At 64.3% G+C, this 17,235-nt stretch carries 17 protein-coding genes; 4 read left to right on the top strand and 13 right to left on the bottom strand.

The genetic code is table 11. The features are described 5' to 3' along the window. Positions 1–62 precede the first annotated feature (62 nt). From HJ583_RS02145 to HJ583_RS19290, 7 genes are all read right to left on the bottom strand, one after another. On the bottom strand, positions 63–560 hold the full coding sequence (locus HJ583_RS02145) for an ureidoglycolate lyase (protein ID WP_170020120.1): 498 nt from the start codon (positions 558–560) through the stop codon (positions 63–65). Continuing rightward, entirely contained in the window at positions 557–1,558 is a 1,002-nt protein-coding gene (gene alc / locus HJ583_RS02150; protein WP_170020122.1) for an allantoicase, read from the bottom strand. Before alc ends, HJ583_RS02145 begins: the two co-directional genes overlap by 4 nt. Before the next feature lie 79 nt (positions 1,559–1,637). Next, entirely contained in the window at positions 1,638–2,372 is a 735-nt protein-coding gene (locus HJ583_RS02155) for an amino acid ABC transporter ATP-binding protein (RefSeq protein ID WP_170020124.1), read from the bottom strand. Next, a complete protein-coding gene (locus HJ583_RS02160) occupies positions 2,347–3,012 on the bottom strand; it encodes an amino acid ABC transporter permease (RefSeq protein WP_217423238.1) in 666 nt (221 codons plus the stop codon). Before HJ583_RS02160 ends, HJ583_RS02155 begins: the two co-directional genes overlap by 26 nt. Then, the gene (locus tag HJ583_RS02165) at positions 3,009–3,683 is read right to left on the bottom strand and encodes an amino acid ABC transporter permease (RefSeq protein WP_101941805.1); all 675 of its coding nucleotides are present in this window, start codon (positions 3,681–3,683) and stop codon (positions 3,009–3,011) included. Before HJ583_RS02165 ends, HJ583_RS02160 begins: the two co-directional genes overlap by 4 nt. A 216-nt stretch (positions 3,684–3,899) precedes the next feature. Then, positions 3,900–4,691: a transporter substrate-binding domain-containing protein gene (locus tag HJ583_RS02170; RefSeq protein WP_170020126.1), complete on the bottom strand. Its 792-nt coding sequence runs from the start codon at positions 4,689–4,691 to the stop codon at positions 3,900–3,902. A 28-nt stretch (positions 4,692–4,719) separates the two neighbouring features. Beyond that, the gene (locus tag HJ583_RS19290) at positions 4,720–5,412 is read right to left on the bottom strand and encodes a FadR/GntR family transcriptional regulator (protein ID WP_170020128.1); all 693 of its coding nucleotides are present in this window, start codon (positions 5,410–5,412) and stop codon (positions 4,720–4,722) included. A 346-nt stretch (positions 5,413–5,758) separates the two neighbouring features. Between HJ583_RS19290 and katG the strand changes: the two genes are divergently transcribed. After that, positions 5,759–7,957 carry a catalase/peroxidase HPI gene (katG, locus tag HJ583_RS02180; protein WP_170020130.1) on the top strand — a complete coding sequence of 733 codons (2,199 nt, stop codon included), beginning with the start codon at positions 5,759–5,761 and terminating at the stop codon, positions 7,955–7,957. Positions 7,958–8,174: 217 nt separating this feature from the next. Here the strand turns inward: katG and HJ583_RS02185 are convergent, their stop codons facing one another. Then, positions 8,175–8,537, bottom strand: a complete 363-nt coding sequence (locus HJ583_RS02185) for a hypothetical protein (protein WP_170020132.1) — start codon at positions 8,535–8,537, stop codon at positions 8,175–8,177. A gap of 172 nt (positions 8,538–8,709) precedes the next feature. Between HJ583_RS02185 and HJ583_RS02190 the strand changes: the two genes are divergently transcribed. After that, positions 8,710–10,167, top strand: a complete 1,458-nt coding sequence (locus HJ583_RS02190; protein WP_170020134.1) for an aminotransferase-like domain-containing protein — start codon at positions 8,710–8,712, stop codon at positions 10,165–10,167. A 7-nt stretch (positions 10,168–10,174) separates the two neighbouring features. On the opposite strand, the gene HJ583_RS02195 is transcribed toward HJ583_RS02190, so the two are convergent. The 4 genes from HJ583_RS02195 to uraH form a co-directional block, all read right to left on the bottom strand. Next, positions 10,175–11,227, bottom strand: coding sequence for an aldo/keto reductase (locus tag HJ583_RS02195; RefSeq protein WP_170020136.1), 1,053 nt, complete (start codon positions 11,225–11,227; stop codon positions 10,175–10,177). Between the two features lie 97 nt (positions 11,228–11,324). Then, the gene (gene puuE, locus HJ583_RS02200; protein ID WP_170020138.1) at positions 11,325–12,251 is read right to left on the bottom strand and encodes an allantoinase PuuE; all 927 of its coding nucleotides are present in this window, start codon (positions 12,249–12,251) and stop codon (positions 11,325–11,327) included. 144 nt (positions 12,252–12,395) lie between these two features. After that, positions 12,396–13,589 (bottom strand): urate hydroxylase PuuD, encoded by a 1,194-nt coding sequence (locus HJ583_RS02205; protein ID WP_170020140.1) that lies wholly within the window; start codon positions 13,587–13,589, stop codon positions 12,396–12,398. A 271-nt stretch (positions 13,590–13,860) separates the two neighbouring features. Further along, positions 13,861–14,208, bottom strand: coding sequence for a hydroxyisourate hydrolase (gene uraH / locus HJ583_RS02210; protein WP_170020143.1), 348 nt, complete (start codon positions 14,206–14,208; stop codon positions 13,861–13,863). Positions 14,209–14,348: 140 nt separating this feature from the next. Here uraH and uraD point away from each other — a divergent pair, with 140 nt between their 5' ends. Next, positions 14,349–14,879, top strand: coding sequence for a 2-oxo-4-hydroxy-4-carboxy-5-ureidoimidazoline decarboxylase (gene uraD / locus HJ583_RS02215; RefSeq protein ID WP_170020145.1), 531 nt, complete (start codon positions 14,349–14,351; stop codon positions 14,877–14,879). On the opposite strand, the gene HJ583_RS02220 is transcribed toward uraD, so the two are convergent. After that, positions 14,868–15,863, bottom strand: coding sequence for a LysR family transcriptional regulator (locus HJ583_RS02220; RefSeq protein WP_101941795.1), 996 nt, complete (start codon positions 15,861–15,863; stop codon positions 14,868–14,870). The two genes, uraD and HJ583_RS02220, sit on opposite strands and share 12 nt — an antisense overlap. Before the next feature lie 336 nt (positions 15,864–16,199). Between HJ583_RS02220 and HJ583_RS02225 the strand changes: the two genes are divergently transcribed. After that, positions 16,200–17,231 (top strand): ABC transporter substrate-binding protein, encoded by a 1,032-nt coding sequence (locus tag HJ583_RS02225; RefSeq protein ID WP_170020146.1) that lies wholly within the window; start codon positions 16,200–16,202, stop codon positions 17,229–17,231. Positions 17,232–17,235 lie beyond the last annotated feature (4 nt).

The following is a 17,235-nucleotide window of genomic DNA, read 5'->3' on the forward strand; positions in this document are numbered from 1 at the left end:
GCCGGCTTCAGCCGGCGGCGCCCGGCGTGGTGATGAGGAGGGCCGTGCAGCTGAGCGTGCGCTCAGCGGTCTGCGGGGATACAGACCGTCGGTTCGAGCACGACTTCGTCGCAGTTCGGGCCTTCGCCGGCACGGTCCAGCACCAGGAAATCACTCACTGCGTCGATCGCCAGCAGCGGGTGATGCCAAGTGCCGGTGGCGTAATTCACGCCTTGCTGGCCGCTGGCGAGGAAGCAGCGCAGATCCTGCGCGGTGGGGGCGGCACCGGGTGGCGCGACGACGACCAGATAGGGTCGGTTTGAGAGCGGCACGAAGGCCTGCGAGGCGAGTGGATGACGCTCCATCATGCTTACGGTGAAGGGCAGGGCGCGCGGCTGGCCGCGGAAGATGCTCACGATCAGGCGGCCGGCGGGCCCGGCGTCGAGCCCGGCCAGATCGTGATAGCGCTCGGTGCTGCCGGCGTTGATGGTGAAGTGCTGCACAGCTTCGCTGGCTTCGATGACCTCACCGAAAGGCGCGAAGGCCTCGCGGCTGAGTGCTTCGACTTTGAGTTCGATCACGCCGCCACCTTGCCGAAGAGGCGCAGCCGGCTCACGCCGCCGTCCGGGAAAATGTTGAAGCGCACATGCGTCACCGGGCCCATCGCGATGCTGGCGAAGCGGTGCTCGGCATCCATGCGCAGTTTCTGCGGCTCCAGCAACTCCTCCCAGAACATGCTCTGGGTGATGAGCGTTTGTTCGGTGGCTTCACCCATGCAGGCGCCTTGCAGCGAGCAGGCGTCGGGGAAATTACCCTTGAAGTGGGCGGTGTCCACTTCGATGCGTTCGATGATGCCCGGAGCGGCCAGCGCGATGATGACCCAGTCATTGCCGGGCTCGCGGCGGCGGCGGGTTTCCCAGCCATCGCCCATGTTCACGCCACGGCCCGGCAGCAGCAGGGTGGCGGCCAGGCCGAAGTGTTCGTTGTTGGTGGCGACGACCCAGGCGCCGTTGATCGCGGCGGCCAGATCCAGTTCGCTGCCCGGCTTCACGGCGGACGTGTCCGGCCGGCCATATACGCGCAGGCGGGCGATGCCACCGTCTGGGTAGATCGAGAGGCGCACATGGGTCCAGCGGCCAGCATCGCCAATCGCGTGGTAGTGGCGGCTGTTGCCGGCCAGCGCCACCGCCGGCAGCAGCGTGGTCCATTGCGTGTCGGCGCCCGGGATGGCGGCGTCGCTGCAGCAAGCTTCCAGCGAGGCGCCGGGCGGGTAGTTGCCGGTGAAGTGGCGAGTGTCGATCTCCACGCCGGCGATCTGGCCAGGGCGTGCCAGGCGCACGATGCACCAGTCATGGCCGGGGCCGCGTTTACGGCGCGATTCCCAGCCATCCATCCACTTGCCATGGGCGTCATACTTGCCCGGCACGAACACCGGCTCCTCCGGCGCCAGCATGCGCTGCATGTCGGCAAAGAAATCGTCGCTGCAGGCCACCGCAATCGCGCCCAGACGTGGGTCAGCGAGATTGGTATAGCGGCGGGTGAAGGCGGGGGCGTTGGGGTCGAGGGTGACGATGGCCATGCTGTGGATCCTGTTTCAGTACCCCTGCAGCTTAGCTGTGGACGGGGTCGTGGCGGTGAATAGTGTTTATTGAAGCGTCTTAGTTGACCGCGCCGATGAAGTTCTGCAACTCGGGTGTCTGTGGGGCGGCGAAGAGCTCTTTCGGATGGCCGCTCTCATGCACCCGGCCCTGGTACATGAAGACCAGCTTGTCGCCGACCTCACGCGCGAAGCGCATCTCGTGGGTGACCATGATCAGGGTCATGCCCTCGGCGGCCAACTGCTTCACCACCGCCAGCACTTCGTTGACCAGTTCCGGGTCTAGCGCAGAGGTGATCTCGTCGCACAGCAGTACCTTGGGCTGCATCGCCAGTGCGCGGGCAATCGCTACACGTTGCTGCTGGCCGCCCGAGAGCTGGTCCGGGTAGGCATCGAATTTCTCGGCCAGACCCACCTTGGCGAGCATGGCGCGGGCAATCGTCTCGCACTCGGCCTTGGGCGTTTTCTTTACCACTTGCGGCGCCAGCATCACGTTCTCGCCCGCAGTGAGGTGCGGGAAGAGGTTGAACTGCTGGAACACCATGCCGACCTTCTGGCGCAGTGCGCGCAGATCGGTCTGGCCGGCGTAGAGGCGCTCGCCATCGACTTCGATGAGGCCATCGTCGAAGGTTTCCAGGCCGTTGATCGAGCGCAGCAGGGTGCTCTTGCCGGAGCCGCTGCGGCCGATGATCGCCACCACTTCACCCTGCTGGATGCGCAGGTCGATTCCCTTCAGCACATGGTTGCTGCCGAAGTGTTTATGCAGAGCATCAATGCGAACCAGAGGTGCTTCCATGGAACTTCCTTTCAAGACTTGCCGCGTAGTGCGACAGCGGATAACACAGGATGAAATAGCCCAGCGCCACGAAGCCGAAGACCATGAAGGGCTGGAAGGTGGCGTTGGCGAGCATGGAACCGGTCTTGGTGAGCTCGGCGAAACCGATGATCGAGGTCACTGCGGTGCCCTTCACGATCTGCACCGAGAAGCCCACGGTCGGCGCGACGGCGACTCGCAGCGCTTGCGGCAGGATCACATGGCGCATCTGTTCCAGCCATGTCATGGCCAGGCTGGCCGAGGCTTCCCACTGGCCCTTCGGAATCGCCTCCACGCAGCCACGCCAGATCTCGGCGAGGTAGGCGCTGGAGAACAGGGTGAGCCCCAGCGCGGCGGCCAGCCAGGGCGGTACATCCACGCCGAGCAGGGCGATGCCGAAGAACACCATGAAGAGCTGCATCAGCAGCGGTGTGCCCTGAAAGAACTCGATGTAGATGCGCGCGCCACGCTGCAACCAGGGCGACTTGGCCATGCGCGCGGCCAGCACCAGCAGACCGGTTGTTCCGCCGAGCACGAAGGCGGTGAGCGAGAGGCCGATGGTCCACAGTGCGCCAAAGCCAAGGTTGCGCAGGATGTCCCACAGGGTGAATTCCATCATCATGCTGCGGCCCTCCGTTTTACGACAAAGCGCTGGCCGAGGCGGGCGAGCAGGGCGCGCAGCGCGATCGACAGACCCAGATACACCAGCGCCACCACGATGTAGGTTTCGAAGGCGCGGAAGTTGCGCGACTGGATGAAGTTGGCCGCGAAGGTCAGTTCCTCGGCGGCGATCTGCGAGCACACCGAGGTGCCGAGCATCACGATCACGATCTGGCTGGAAAGTGCCGGCCACACCTTCTGCAGCGCCGGTTGCAGCACCACATGGCGGAAGATCTGGCTGCGCGTCATGGCCAGCGAGCCGGCCGCTTCGATCTGGCCGCGCGGAATGGCCTGAATGCCGGCGCGGATGATCTCGGTGGAATAGGCGCCGAGATTGATCACCACCGCCAGCGTGGCCGCCTGCCATTCGGCCAGGCGAATGCCCAGCGCCGGGAGGCCGAAGAAAATGAAGAACAGTTGCACGATGAAGGGCGTGTTGCGGATCAGCTCCACATACAGGCCGAACACCTGCGCGAAAGGCTTGATGCGCCAGGCACGCAGCACCGCGCCGAGAGTGCCCATGGCGACCCCCAGCGTGGCGCCCACGGCCGTGAGCAGCAGCGTGTAGCCCACGCCGCTCAGGAGTTGGGTGTGGTACTCGGCAACTGCGGTGAAATCAAATGCGTAGGCCATGGGGATCCTTTTGGCATGGGGCTGTGAGGGTCGGCTACGGCGCGTTGAAATCTCGATGAAACCGCCCCGTTCTGTTAGCGAGGGCTGACCATGCTTCGTAGGGCCGACTTCAGTCGGCCTTCCGTGGTGGGTGTGCGACTGAAGTCGCACCTACGATTTCTGTTCAGCCTCTGTCCGTATTGATCGAGACACGGCAGGACGAGATCCCAAGCGTGCTTACAGCTCGGCCGGCAGCGGGTTGCGCAGCCACTTCAGCGCGATCTGGTTCAGCGAGCCATCTTTCTTGGCTTTGGTGATGACTTCATTGACGCGGGCAATCAGGGCCACTTCACCCTTGTTCACGCCCACGAAACAGGGGGAGTTCTTGATCAGGAACTTCGAGGTGAGCGGGCGCAGCTTGGTGCGCTCGTTGAGCGCCGCCGCCACCACGTTGCCGGTTGCGGCCAGCTGGGTCTGGCCGGAGAGGTAGGCCGAGATGGTGGTGTTGTTGTCCTCGAAGCGCTTGATCACGGCCGTGGCCGGGGCGATCTTGGTGAGCTCCAGGTCTTCCACCGAACCGCGCGTCACGGCGATGCTCTTGCCGGCCAGGTCGGCGGCGCTGGCAGCCTTGACGTCAGCCGGGCCGAAGACGCCGTTGTAGAAGGGCGCGTAGGCGATGGTGAAGTCGATCACCTTTTCGCGATCCGGATTCTTGCCGAGGCTGGAGATCACCAGATCGGCCTTGCCGGTGGTGAGGTAGGGAATGCGATTGGTGGAAGACACCGGGATCAGTTCCAGCTTCACGCCCATTTCCTTGGCGATCAGCGCAGCCATGTCGATGTCGTAACCCTGGGGTTTCATGTCGGCGCCCACGGTGCCGAAGGGCGGGAAATCCTGTGGTACAGCCACGCGCAGCACGCCGGCCTTCTTGACGTTGTCGAGGCCATCAGCGAAAGCCGTCAGGCTGCTGAGCAGGCCAAGGGCGAGAGCTGAGGTGGAGAGGAAGCGAAGGATGGTGCGGCGGTTCATGGGAAACTCCTGATAACAAGGTGCCGGGTCAGGGCGTGGGGGAAGAGGTGTCGACGAAACTGAGGCTGATCCGCGTCGCGGCGCGCCTCAGGTGGTAAGTCATGGCGCGGTGAGCGGAGGTGGCATCGCCTGCGCAGATCGCAGCGAGCACCGCCTGGTGTTCATCCGCGGGCGCCCACACGCCGCCGGGATCGGCGAAGGGCAGGCGCAGGCTGTAGGCAATCGGCTCTTCGAGGGAGCGAATTGCCGAACTCAACAGCGGGTTGGCAGAGAAATCGGCGATCGCCAGATGGAATTCGAGATCCGCTTCGGAGGCACCGACCAGGTCCAGCGCATGCAGGGCGGCATCCATGCGCGCCTGGATCGCCTGCAGGGCTTCGCGTTCGGCAGCACTGGCGTTACGGGCGGCCAGCGCGGCGGCAGCAGGCTCGACGATGGCGCGGAACTGGAAGACATCCTGCGGCGACATGGCCAGCGGCCCGGCCGGCACTTCGTTTGCTGCGCGGCCCGCGCCGGTGGTGACGAAAACCCCCTTGCCCGGCTGCGAGCGCACCATGCCCAGTGCTTCCAGCGTTGAAATCGCTTCGCGCAGTGCTGCCCGGCTGATTCCCAGGCTGGCGGCCAGATCCCGTTGGCCGGGCAGGGCGCTGCCGGTGGCGTAATGGCCGGCGTGGATCTGGCGCTGCAGGGTCTGGGCGGCAAAGCTGGAGAGGCGGGTCACGGCAGGTGCTCTGGTCTAACTGGTCTGACCAGTTAACGCAGAAGCCGTGCCAGATGCCAGAAGGCGTGCCGTAAAAATTTGATACGCCTTGCTGCAAGGGGATTACAGCGCCGTTCTGATTCTGCTTCGAGCGCTGCCTGAGACCCGTTTTGCACCATCCGAGTACCTGTGCCTCGGAGGCATGCACCCAGTCGGGATTAATGTTTGATAGTTTTTTTGTTTTGATTGTTTTTGTGTTGATAGTTTTTTGGTATTTCGCCCATGAAGGTAATTCAATAGAACAAGCACAGTGCCATCGCTAAGCTGCGTCCATGCAGTTCAACACCCCATCCAAAGGAAACGACTCATGAGCAGCGAAGCAAAATGCCCCTTCGGCCACGGTAGCCGCACCACTGCCAGCCGCCAGTCCAATCGTGACTGGTGGCCGAACCAGTTGAATCTTTCCATCCTGCACCAGCACGCACCGGCCTCGAACCCGCTCGGCGCCGATTTTGATTACGCCGCAGAGTTCAAGAAGCTGGATCTCGCTGCGGTGAAGAAAGATCTGACCGCGCTGATGACTACCTCGCAGGACTGGTGGCCGGCCGACTGGGGCCACTATGGCGGCCTCTTCATCCGTATGTCCTGGCACAGCGCCGGCACCTATCGCACGGCAGACGGTCGGGGTGGCGCGGGGACTGGCAATCAACGCTTCGCCCCGGTCAACAGCTGGCCCGACAACGGCAACCTCGACAAGGCGCGTCGCCTGCTCTGGCCGATCAAGCAGAAGTACGGCAACAAGCTCTCCTGGGCCGACCTGATGATCCTTGCCGGCAACGTTGCGCTCGAGTCCATGGGCTTCAAGACCTTCGGCTTTGGCGGCGGTCGCGCTGATATCTGGCAGCCCGAGGAAGACATCTACTGGGGCGCCGAGAAGGAGTGGCTGGCCACTTCCGACAAGCCGAACAGCCGCTACTCCGGCAATCGCGAGCTGGATAACCCGCTCGCCGCCGTGCAGATGGGCCTGATCTATGTGAACCCGGAAGGGCCGGACGGCAACCCGGACCCGGTCGCCTCCGGCCGCGACGTGCGCGAAACCTTCGCCCGCATGGCGATGAATGACGAGGAGACCGTGGCCCTGGTCGCCGGCGGCCATACCTTCGGCAAGGCCCACGGTGCGGGCGATCCGGCCCTGGTCGGTCCCGAGCCCGAAGCCGCTCCGCTTGAGGAACAAGGTCTGGGCTGGATCAACAAGCTCGGCACGGGCAAGGGCGTGCACACCACCACTTCCGGTATCGAAGGCGCCTGGAAGCCCAACCCCACGACCTGGGACAACGGCTACTTCGACATGCTCTTCGGCTACGAGTGGGAATTGACGAAGAGCCCGTCCGGCGCGCACCAGTGGTACGCGAAGGACTGCAAGCCGGAACACCTGATCCCGGACGCGCATGATCCGTCGAAAAAACATCCGCCGATGATGACTACGGCCGACCTCTCGCTGCGCTTCGACCCGATCTACGAGAAGATCTCGCGCCGCTTCCATCAGGATCCGGCCGCCTTCGCCGACGCCTTTGCCCGCGCCTGGTTCAAGCTCACTCACCGCGACATGGGCCCGAAGGCGCTCTACCTCGGCCCGGATGTGCCGGCCGAAGAACTGATCTGGCAAGACCCGGTGCCGGCCGTCGATCACCCGCTGGTGGATGCGGCAGATATCGCAGCGCTCAAGGCCAAAGTGCTGGCCTCCGGCCTGTCCACGGCCGAACTGGTTGCTACCGCCTGGGCCTCGGCATCGACTTTCCGCGGCTCCGACAAGCGTGGTGGTGCCAATGGTGCGCGCATCCGTCTCGCCCCGCAGAAGGATTGGGAAGTGAACCAGCCGGCGCAGCTCGCCAAGGTGCTGGGTGTGCTCGAAGGCATCCAGAAAGGCTTCAATGCAGCAGGCAGCAAGAAGGTCTCGCTGGCTGATCTGATCGTGCTGGCCGGCTCCGCTGCTGTCGAGCAGGCGGCCAGGGCCGCGGGCTTCACGGTGGAAGTGCCTTTCGCGCCGGGCCGTATGGACGCCAGTGCCGAGCAGACCGATGCCGCGTCCTTTGAGCCGCTGGAGCCGCAGGCCGATGGCTTCCGCAATTACCAGAAGGCTCAGTACCGCGTACCGGCCGAGGAGTTGCTGGTCGACAAGGCCCAGTTGCTGACGCTGTCAGCGCCCGAGATGACCGTGCTGGTCGGCGGTCTGCGGGTGCTCGGGGCGAATGCCGGCAGCTCGAAGGACGGTGTATTCACCCAGCGCGCCGGCCAGCTGAGCAATGACTTTTTCGTCACCCTGCTCGATATGGGGACGGTGTGGCGGCCGGTCGATGAAAGCGCCCAGCGCTTCGAGGGGCGTGACCGTAGCACCGGCGCGGTGAAATGGACCGCGTCCCGCGTCGATCTGGTCTTTGGCTCGAACTCGCAGTTGCGCGCGCTGGCCGAGGTCTATGCCCAGGACGATGCGAAGGAAAAGTTTGTGCGGGACTTCGTGGCGGCCTGGACCAAGGTGATGAACCTGGATCGCTTCGATCTGAAATAAGCGCGTAGAGCAACGTGCAAGAGAAGGCCGGGCACAAGCCCGGCCTTTTTATTGTTGAAACGCGCACCGGGTTGGCAGGGGCGGCCAAGGTCGGGCCCCGTATCGGGGGCCGCTACTGGCCGTGCGGCCGAAGCCGCACTTACGGCACTGCGCGGGCCCCGATTGACGCAGTACGCAGGGGCGGTTTCTGCCAGCCGGGCTCGGGCCGCGCGCGGATTCAGTGCGCCTGTGCCGTACCGCTGGGAAGATGCAGATGGCTGCTGAGCCAGCTGCGCAGTTGCGCCAGCAGGATCATCGCCGCAGCCGGCGGCGGGGCTTCTAACTGCAGCCGGGCGCTGGCCGCGTCGGCGCGCAGGATCAGCCAGCCGCTTTCCTCGACCCGGCAGGCGTCTCCGGCACGCAGCCGGCGGGTGATGCGCAGGGGCTGGGCACCGACCCACATGATGGTTTCGCTGACTTCCACTTCCCCCTCCACGCACACGATGCGAGTCTGGCGGCGGGCGTAGGCCGAGAGGCCCATGCCACGTTCAAGCTGAACTTCGCGGGCGGCGGGGGCCGGTTTCTGAGTGCTGCTGCGCATGATCTGCTCCTGTTTGATCCTTGACTGAATCGTAGGCGTCGGGGCTTCACGCCGGCAGGCACAGGGGCAGACTTTGTGAAGCAGATCAGCAGATACAGAATCCAACTGTTATGGTTACAGAACGCAATTTCTGTATCTGTTGTGAGCGTATGGACCCGGAGCACCATCAGCCATGGATATCGCAACCCACACCCCTGAAGCCTCGCCGCTCTACCTGCAGCTGGCCGGCCACTATCTCGGCGCGATCGACGCCGGCGCCTTGAAACCGGGTGACCGCATGCCCTCGGTGCGCGCCCTCACCAAGTTGCATCAGGTGAGCCTCAGTACCGCGCTGCAGGCTTGCCGCCATCTGGAGGAAAAGGGCTGGCTGGAGGCGCGGGCGCGTTCCGGTTACTACGTCTGCCGGCCGCGCCGGCTGGCTTTGCAGCCTTCGAGTGAACCCGCCATCCCGGCCACGATCGATGCCGCCCAGTTTCTCGGCATTCACGAGCGGGTGTCGGACTTTCTGGCGCGTTGCGAGCAGCACTCGCTGCGCCTGAATCTGGCCCAGGCCTTCGGCTCACCGGACGCCTACCCGGCTGCCGCGCTGAAGAGTGCCGCGACCCGCGCCTTGCGCCTGCATCCGGATGTGCTGGTCAATCCCACCCCCTGGCATGGCGAGCAGGGCTTCCGCACGGTGCTGGCGCGGCGCGCGCTAGAGAGCGGCATGCGCCTCACGGCGGACGACATCGTGGTGACCCATGGCTGCACCGAGGCCATGAACCTCGCGCTGCGTGCGGTGACCCAGTCCGGCGATACGGTAGCAGTCGAGTCCCCTTGTTACTTCGGCCTCTTGCAGATCATCCAGAGTCTGGGCCTGCGCAGCATCGAGATTCCGACCAGTCCGCAGACCGGCATGTCGGTCGAGGCCCTCGAATTGGCGCTGCAGACCCAGCCGATCAAGGCCGTGGTGGTGATTCCGAATTTCCAGAACCCGCTCGGCAGCGTGATGCCGGACGAGAAGAAGGCGGCCATGGTGGCGCTGTGTGCGCAGTACGGCGTGGCCCTGATCGAGGATGACACCTATGCTGCGCTGGGCGACGAGGATCAGCCGCTGCGCGCGCTGAAATCCTGGGATGAGGATGGCGGCGTGATCCACTGCGCGTCCTTGCACAAGACGCTCGCTCCCGGCATGCGTCTGGGCTGGATCAGTGGCGGGCGCTGGCATGCGCGCGTGAAGATGCTCAAGTACGCGCAGAGCCGCCCGAACGACACCTTCCTGCAACTGACGGCCAGCGAGTTCATGGCCAGCCCGGCGTTCGATCGTCACCTGAATCGCCTGCGCCGCCTGCTGCGGGCGCGGCGCAGCGCGGTGGCCGAGGCCATCGCCACGCATTTCCCGGCGGAGACTCGGCTCGCCATGCCGCAGGGCGGCATGCTGCTATGGGTACAGTTGCCGGTGCTGCGCGATCCGCGCGCGGTGTTCGACACCGCCTTGCGGGAAGGCATCCGCTATGCGCCGGGCTGGATCTTCAGCAACTCGGATCGCTACGATAATTACCTGCGCATCAATTGCGGCATCCCTTTCACGCCCGAGGTGGAGGCGGCGATCCGGCGCCTGGCGGTGATTGTGGAAGAGGGGCGGGCCTGAGCGTGCATCAGTCGATGCGAGCGTCGACCAACTGCTGGCGCCGATAGCCACCCTGCCGCTCCAGCATCCAGCCGGGGTATTCGGCAGGCAGGGCGCTCACGGTGTCCAGCGCAGCAAGCTCTGCCGCGGAAAGCTGGAGGCCGCAGGCGGCGAGATTGTCCTCCAGTTGGCTGATGCGCTTGGCGCCGATGATCACACTGCTTACCGCCGGCTGGTGCAGCAGCCAGGCCAATGCAACCTGCGCCACCGACACGCTGTGCGCAGCAGCGATCGGGCGCATCGTGTCGATGCAATCGAAGGCGCGTTCCTTGTTCACGATCGGGAAGTCGAAGGTGGTGCGGCGTGCGCCGGCCTCGCTGCTGCCTTCGCGCGAATACTTGCCGGACAGCAGGCCACCAGCGAGCGGGCTCCACACCATCAACCCGACCTTTTCGCTCGCCAGCAGCGGCACGATCTCGCGCTCCAGATCGCGGCTGGCGAGTGTGTAATAGGCTTGCAGGGACTCGAAGCGGGAGAGTCCCAGGCGCTCCGAAATCCCTAGTGCCTTCATGATCTGCCAGGCTGCCCAGTTCGATACGCCGATGTAGCGCACATGCCCCTGGCGCACGAGGTCGTCGAGTGCGCGCAGGGCTTCTTCCATCGGCGTGGCCGGATCGAAGCCGTGAATCTGGTAGAGGTCGAGATGATCGAGCTGGAGGCGGGCGAGGCTGGCCTTCACCGAATCGATGATGTGATAGCGCGACATGCCGCGTGAATTGACGCTCTTCGTGCCGGTTTCGCCGAAGACCTTGCTGGCGACGACCACGTTCTCGCGCGGCACGCCGAGATTCCTGAGGGCCTGACCGGTCATGATCTCGGCGCGGCCATCGGAATACACATCGGCGGTGTCGATGAAGTTGATGCCACCCTCCAGCGCCCGGCCGATCAGGCCATCAACTTCGGCCTGCTCGAGGCGGCCGATGTGGCCCCACATGCTGCCTTCGGCACCGCCAAAAGTCATGGTGCCGAGGCATAGCTCGGAGACGAAAAGGCCGGTGTTGCCGAATTTCCTGTAGCGCATGGCGGGCTCCTGTTTGGTTCGGAAGGGAAGAGGAGCAGTATGCGGCGGCCCGGGCCATGCGTGCAAAGGCCCGGGCTGATCGAGGACAGGACTTCGCTCAGCGCGGCGCCGGGAAGTGCGTGTGCCAGTGGCGGGCAATGTCGACGCGGCGCGTCACCCACACCCGGTCATGTGCTTCGAGATGGTCAAGAAAATCGATCAGCGCACGCATTCGGCCCGGGCGGCCGAGCAGGCGGCAGTGCATGCCAATGCTCATCATCTTCGGTGAGTCCTCGCCTTCGGCGTAGAGCACGTCGAAGGTGTCGCGCAGGTAGGTGAAGAAGTCCTCAGCCTGCGAGTAGCCCTGCGGAAGGGCGAAGCGCATGTCATTCACGTCCAGCGTGTAGGGCACGATCAGTTGCTGCACGGTGTTGCCGTCAGTCTTCTGTACCGGCAGCCAGAACGGCAGATCGTCGCCGTAGTAGTCGCTGTCGTAGAGGAAACCGCCATGATCTGCCACCAGCCGGTGGGTGTTGGGTGAATCGCGGCCGGTGTACCAGCCCAGCGGGCGCTCACCGGTGAGGCGGGTGATGATGTCCATGCCGATGCGCATGTGCTCACGCTCGGTGGCCTCATCCAGACTCTGATAGCTGATCCAGCGCCAGCCGTGGCAGGCGATTTCGTGGCCCAGTTCCCTGAAAGCCGCGGTGAGCTCCGGGTGGCGTTCCAGCGCCATGGCGACGCCGAACACGGTGAGCGGCAGCTTGCGGCGCTCGAATTCCCGCAGGATGCGCCAAACGCCGACGCGCGAGCCGTATTCGTAGATCGACTCCATGCTCATGTGGCGATCCGGGAAGGCCGGCGGTGCGAACATTTCGGAGAGAAACTGTTCGCTGCCGGCGTCGCCATGCAGCACCGAGTTCTCGCCGCCTTCCTCATAGTTGAGCACGAACTGCACGGCGATCTTCGCGTTGCCGGGCCAGTTCGCGTGTGGGGGATTGCGGCCGTAGCCGATCAGATCGCGTGGGTAGTTTTTCGTCTTCATCCTGAGCTTTCGTTCAGCCTGTATGCGTAGCCCGGATGTAGGCTGAAAGCCGGAATCCGGGAGTACGCCTCCCATGGACCGCGCAAAGCCCCGGATTACGCTGCGCTGCATCCGGGCTACGCGTGTTCTGCGTTTGCGTCAGCCTTACTTGGCTCCGGCCGCGAACCAGGCGCCGATCTTGGCGCGCTCGTCATCGGTCATCTGGGTCATGTTGGCCAGCGGCATGTTCTTTAACTGCACCGCACGTTCAAAGACCCGCTGGGCATGCTGCTTTACGCGCTCTGGCGTATCCAGCATCACGCCCATCTGGGCCACCGGCATGATGTTCGGATGCTCGGCGTGACAACCGGCGCAGCGGGCCTGGGCTATCTGGGTGATTTCGGCCAGCGTGGGGGCCGGCGCTGCATCGGCTGCCGGTTTCGGCAGCGGCTTGGGCGCGATCCACACCAGCACGCCGAAGATGATGGCGAGGCCGGCAATCGGGAACTCCCAGCGCACCACCTTCTTGTGACGCAGGTTGAAGAAGTGACGGATCAGTACTGCGCCGAGCATGATCAGTACCAGCACCAGCCAGGCATGCGGATGGTTGTAGGTGCTGGCGTAGTGGTTGCTGATCATCGCGAACAGCACCGGCAGGGTCAGGTAGTTGTTGTGGTAGCTGCGCTGCTTGGCACGCTTGCCCCAGATCGCCGGCACTTCGCCGCCCTGTTTCATGACCGCGACCTGGCGGCGCTGGGCAGGAATGATCCAGAAGAACACGTTGGCGCTCATGGTGGTGGCGATCATCGCACCGACATGGATGTAGGCCGCTCGGCCGGCCAGCAACTGGGTCAGCACGAAGGCCACCAGGGTCACGAAGGCCACGTAGATGATGGCGAACAGCAGCTGGCTGCGTTCGATCAGGAGGCGCGCGAGCTGGTCATACACGACCCAGCCCAGCACCAGGGTGCCGATGCCGATGCCCACCGACTGCGCCGGTGTGATGCTGGAAACACTCGGGTCCACCATGAAGGTGGCGGCCTGGAAGTAGTACATCACCGAGATCAGCAGGAAACCGGTGATCCAGGTGGTGTAGCTGGGCCAGAAGAAGAAATGCAGGTCTTCGGGCAGATGCTTGGGGGTGTTGGCGTATTTCTGCGGGTTGTAGAAACCGCCACCATGCATGGCCCACAGTTCGCCGCCGACGCCGTCTTCGATGAGTTTCGGATCGGTGGGGGTCTTGAGGCTGTTGTCCAGCCACACGAAGTAGAACGAGGCGCCGATCCAGGCAATGCCCACGATCAGGTGCAGCCAGCGCAAGAGCATGCTGCTGGCATCGATGAGGTAAGAGAACTCCATGGTGATGCTCCAGTGAATCCGGATGCCTTTTGACGCGGCCTCCGCACGACCCGCCCTTGATGTCGATTTCGTCGTGCACGTTTTCTTGCCGTGCATCCGGCTACTGCGCGGATCGATCCTGCGACTGTGATGCTCGCCGTACTCAAGTACGGCTGCGCTTCTCATCGCAGCCTCGGCCCGCTCGCTACGCCGGCTGCACGACAATATGTTTCTGGTAGAGCAACTTCAATGCCGGATCATCGTCCCGACTCCCGACTCCCGACTCCCGCGATCACGAGCCCCGATACGTCGAGTAACTCCACGGCGAGACCAGCAGGGGTACGTGGTAGTGGCCGGCCGGATCGGCGATGCCGAAGGCCAGCGTGACCTTGTCGAGAAAGGGCGGCTCAGGCAGTTCCACGCCGCGTGCACGGAAATACGCAGCGACCTCGAAGACCAGTTCGTAACAGCCGGCCTGCAGCGCGTCGCCGCTGAGCAGGGGCGCATCACAGCGGCCATCACTGTTGGTCATGCTGGTGAATATCGGGCTGGGGTCTCCGGCCTTGTGCAGGCTGAAAGCTACGCCGGCGGCCGGGCAGCCGTGGGCAGTGTCGAGTACGTGGGTGCTGAGGCGGCCCATGGGCATGCTCCGTAATATTTGCAGTCGATTATAGGAAGGAGGCCGGAGCGAACGGTCGCATACCGGGTATTCACGCCGGCACATTGCCGCAGCGTTTGCCTGCCGCATAAGCTGGAAGTGAACTCTTGTGTGATGACGCCATGCCGACGCTCAGCCTTTCTACCCTCTCCGCGCTCGACCAACCCGCCTTCGTGGCGGCGCTGGAGGGCATCTTCGAACACACGCCCTGGGTCGCCGCCCGTGCCTGGCAAGAGCGCCCCTTCACCAGTCTGGCCGTGCTGGAAAAAAGCCTCGCGGCCGTGCTGCTTGCCGCCAGCGAAGCGGAGCAGTTGGCGCTGATCCGTGCCCACCCGGAGCTGGCCGGCAGGGCTGCGATTGCCGGTGAGCTGACGGCCGAATCGACGCGCGAGCAGGCAGGGGCCCGGCTCGACGCCTGCAGCACCGAAGAGTTTGCCCGGCTGCAGGCGCTCAACGCCACCTACAACGCCAAGTTCGGCTTCCCCTTCATCCTCGCCGTGCGCGGTTTTGATCGCGCCGCGATCATCGAGCGTTTTGCTGCGCGGGTGCTGCACAGCCGCGAAGAAGAGTTCGCTGAAGCCTTGCGACAGATCTTGAGGATTGCCTCGTTGCGCCTGCAGGAGCGGTTTCCAGCGCACCGTTCAGACCAGTGAGGGCAGGCGCTGCGGCGCCGTCGGGATGCTCGGCAGGGCACGCGAGGGCGGTTGACCGGCGTAGTTGCTGCGGATCAGGCTGACCAGCTGTTCGCGGAACCAGCGGCATTCTTCGGCCTGGTGGCTGCGTTCGTGCCATAGCAGCGAGAAGGCCATCAGCGGGTACTCCATCGGCGCGCGGGCGAGGGCCAGCGGCAGACGACGCGCGAAGTGCTCGGCGAAGGAGCGCGGGCAGGTGAACAGCATGTCGGACTCCAGCAGCATGTAAGGCGCAAAGCTGAAGTAGGGCACCCAGGCCACCACGTTGCGCTTGAGTCGCTCGCGGGCCAGATAGGTATCGATCACGCCACGCTGGCCCACCGAGTAGGGCGTGGGCGCCAGATGCTCGGCCTCCAGGTAGCCCTTGGCCGTGAGCGGGCGGGCGGCCAGCGGATGGTCCTCGCGCATCATGCACACCACTTCATCTTCAAACAGCGGGGCGAGGCGCAGCTGCTCGGGCGGATGCGGCCAGTTGCCGATCACCACATCCAGCCGGCCTTCGGCCAGCGAGCTGGCGAAATCCTGCTCCGGGCTGAAGGAGTGGAACACGACCTGGGCTTGCGGGGCGAGGGTGTGAAAGCGCGAGAGGATGTGGCCCAGCAGGGTCGGGTCGAGGTAATCGGGCGTGGCCACATTAAACGTGCGGCGGGTGCTGGCCGGATCGAAACGGTCCGGGTTGGTGGCGATCTGCTCGATGCTGGCGAGGGCCTGACGCACCGGTTCGAGCAGCGCTGCACCACGTTCGGTCGGTGTCATGCCGTTCTTGCTGCGCACCAGCAGCGGATCGCCGGTCAGATCACGCAGGCGGCGTAGGGCCGTGCTGACGGCGGGCTGGGACTGGTTCAGGCGCCGTGCAGCCTGAGAAACGCTGCATTCGGTGAGCAAGAGATGCAGCACACGCAGCAGATGAACGTCGATGGAATCCCACAGATGGGTGTTGGACATGAGCTTTCTCCTTGGCTATGCCCTCACCAAGGCAATCTGCGTGCCATGTTCCGCACAGACTTGGCTTGAACCCGCGCTTTCGGGCACCCGGCGCAGCTTCTGGCGCTATAAAGGCTGCCGCATAGGGTTCATATTCCTGCGCGCATCCCGCCCCCGGATTGCGCCAGGTAGGCACCAGTCTGGCACGCAGGTAGGCCTGTTTGCGCGGGGATACGCTGCCGCATGCACCAAGTTGGTGTGTGTATCCGGCGCTAAAGCCCCGCAGCCTGCGGCTCGAGCGTGGCACAGCGATTGCTGAAGGAGTGGTGTTGTCCTTTCAATCCACCGGAGTGCCCCATGAACAAGTCTTTCTCCCGCCTGGCCCGTCACGCTGTCGTGGCTCTGGCTCTCGGCTGTGTGGCCGGCAGTGCCCTTGCCCAGGATCTCACCAAGCTCAAATTCACGCTCGACTGGCGCTTTGAAGGTCCGGCAGCGCCCTTCCTGCTGGCCAAGGCCAAGGGTTACTTCGCCGCTGAAGGCCTGGACGTGACCATTGATGCAGGCGCGGGCTCGGCTGGGGCGTTCACCCGCGTGGCAACGGGCGCGTACGACATGGGCTTCACCGACTTCAACGCCCTGGTCGAGTACGACGCCAAGAACCCGGAGTCGAAGCTGCAGGCGCTGTACATGGTGTACAACTACACGCCGGCGGCAGTGGTGACGCTTAAGAAGTCCGGCATCACCAAGCCCGCCGATCTGGTTGGCAAGACGCTGGCCGCACCGGTCTTTGACGCTGGCCGCAAGGCTTTCCCGGCGTTCGCCAAGTCCAACAAGTTCGATCCGGCCAGTGTGAAGTGGCAGACCGTGGATCCGGCGATCCGCGAAACCCTGCTGGCCAAGGGCGAGGTGGATGGCATCACTGGCTTCTCCTTCACCAGCGTGCTGAACATGGAAGCGCGCGGCGTGAAGGAATCGGACCTGTCTGTGATGCTCTACAACGATTACGGCGTGGAACTGTACGGCAATGCCATCATCGCTTCGCCGAAGTTCCTGGCCGAGAAGCCCAAGGCGGTCGAAGGCTTCCTGCGTGCTTTCAACAAGGCGCTCAAGGAAAGCATCGCCAACCCGGATGAGGCAGCTACTTACGTCAAGAAGCAGGATGCCCTGGTTGATCTGGCGCTCGAGACGCGTCGCCTGAAAATGGCGCTGAACTCGGTGGTGGTGACGCCCGAAGCCAAGGCCAATGGTCTGGGCAGCGTGACCGAGGAGCGCATGCGCAAGTCGGTGGCCGAGACGGTTGCTGCATATGACCTCAAGACCACGCCGGATGCCAAGGAGCTCTTCAACCCCGCTTTCCTGCCGGCCAAGGCCGAGCGCATGGTGAAGTAAGGCA

It is taken from the genome of Uliginosibacterium aquaticum (genome assembly GCF_012972705.2).
In the GTDB taxonomy this organism is placed as follows: domain Bacteria; phylum Pseudomonadota; class Gammaproteobacteria; order Burkholderiales; family Rhodocyclaceae; genus Uliginosibacterium; species Uliginosibacterium aquaticum.

Excerpts from the sequence above, each read along its gene's own strand:
- alc (WP_170020122.1), bottom strand. The coding sequence starts at position 1,558 with ATGGCCATCGTCACCCTCGACCCCAACGCCCCCGCCTTCACCCGCCGC.
- HJ583_RS02155 (WP_170020124.1), bottom strand. The coding sequence starts at position 2,372 with ATGGAAGCACCTCTGGTTCGCATTGATGCTCTGCATAAACACTTCGGC.
- HJ583_RS02160 (WP_217423238.1), bottom strand. The coding sequence starts at position 3,012 with ATGATGATGGAATTCACCCTGTGGGACATCCTGCGCAACCTTGGCTTT.
- HJ583_RS02165 (WP_101941805.1), bottom strand. The coding sequence starts at position 3,683 with ATGGCCTACGCATTTGATTTCACCGCAGTTGCCGAGTACCACACCCAA.
- HJ583_RS02170 (WP_170020126.1), bottom strand. The coding sequence starts at position 4,691 with ATGAACCGCCGCACCATCCTTCGCTTCCTCTCCACCTCAGCTCTCGCC.
- katG (WP_170020130.1), top strand. The coding sequence starts at position 5,759 with ATGAGCAGCGAAGCAAAATGCCCCTTCGGCCACGGTAGCCGCACCACT.
- HJ583_RS02185 (WP_170020132.1), bottom strand. The coding sequence starts at position 8,537 with ATGCGCAGCAGCACTCAGAAACCGGCCCCCGCCGCCCGCGAAGTTCAG.
- HJ583_RS02190 (WP_170020134.1), top strand. The coding sequence starts at position 8,710 with ATGGATATCGCAACCCACACCCCTGAAGCCTCGCCGCTCTACCTGCAG.
- HJ583_RS02195 (WP_170020136.1), bottom strand. The coding sequence starts at position 11,227 with ATGCGCTACAGGAAATTCGGCAACACCGGCCTTTTCGTCTCCGAGCTA.
- puuE (WP_170020138.1), bottom strand. The coding sequence starts at position 12,251 with ATGAAGACGAAAAACTACCCACGCGATCTGATCGGCTACGGCCGCAAT.
- HJ583_RS02205 (WP_170020140.1), bottom strand. The coding sequence starts at position 13,589 with ATGGAGTTCTCTTACCTCATCGATGCCAGCAGCATGCTCTTGCGCTGG.
- uraH (WP_170020143.1), bottom strand. The coding sequence starts at position 14,208 with ATGGGCCGCCTCAGCACCCACGTACTCGACACTGCCCACGGCTGCCCG.
- uraD (WP_170020145.1), top strand. The coding sequence starts at position 14,349 with ATGCCGACGCTCAGCCTTTCTACCCTCTCCGCGCTCGACCAACCCGCC.
- HJ583_RS02220 (WP_101941795.1), bottom strand. The coding sequence starts at position 15,863 with ATGTCCAACACCCATCTGTGGGATTCCATCGACGTTCATCTGCTGCGT.
- HJ583_RS02225 (WP_170020146.1), top strand. The coding sequence starts at position 16,200 with ATGAACAAGTCTTTCTCCCGCCTGGCCCGTCACGCTGTCGTGGCTCTG.